Source organism: Alistipes sp. CAG:268 (assembly GCA_000434235.1).
In the GTDB taxonomy this organism is placed as follows: Bacteria; Bacteroidota; Bacteroidia; order Bacteroidales; family Rikenellaceae; genus Alistipes; species Alistipes avistercoris.
In genome coordinates this window covers 13,532-14,274 of sequence record FR891986.1, presented here as the reverse complement: position 1 = coordinate 14,274, position 743 = coordinate 13,532, and the positions used below count along the sequence as shown (strand labels likewise).

The 743-nt window shown below is 67.8% G+C and carries 1 protein-coding gene; it reads left to right on the top strand.

The window, feature by feature from the left end; translation table 11 throughout:
* Window positions 1-743, top strand: a 743-nt coding sequence (locus QZL63_RS03640; protein ID WP_290585902.1) for a proton-conducting transporter transmembrane domain-containing protein, incomplete at both ends; no start/stop codon positions are given.

The following is a 743-nucleotide window of genomic DNA, read 5'->3' as shown; positions in this document are numbered from 1 at the left end:
GTGGCGGCGGTCCTGCTGATCCTCTTCGACGCCGAACGCCGCGAGGTTCGCCGCGCCGCCCTCTCCTACCTGATCATGATGCACATCGGCTTCGTGCTGCTGCTCATCGGCTTCGTCCGCCTCGATGTCGCAACGGGCGACACCTCGTTCGGGGCTCTGGCCGCCGCATTCCGCACGCAGCCCGTGCTGCCGCTCTACCTCCTTTTCCTGGCAGGCTTCGGCATGAAAGCCGGACTCTTCCCGATGCACGTATGGCTTCCGGAGGCCCACCCCGCCGCACCGTCGCACGTCTCGGCCCTGATGTCGGGCGTAATGATCAAGACGGGCGTCTACGGCATCCTCCGCATCACGGCCGCCCTGGGCGACCTGCCCGAACTCCGCACGGCCGGGCTCATCCTGCTGGGCGCAGGCATCGTCACGGGGCTCTGGGGCGTGATGCTCGCCGCCGCACAGAACGACGTGAAACGGCTGCTGGCCTACTCGTCGATCGAGAACATCGGCGTGATCCTCATCGGCCTCGGCATCGCGGCGCTGGGCAAAGCCTCGGGCAACCAGTTTGCCGCCCTCTGCGGCATCGCGGGCGCCCTGCTCCACACCGTGAACCACTCGTTCTTCAAGACGTTGCTCTTCTTCGGCGCGGGCAACATCCTCTCGCGCACGCACACCACGTCGCTCGACGCGCTCGGAGGCCTGGGCCGGCACATGCCCCTCACGGCACTGCTCTTCCTCGTCGGGACGGCGGG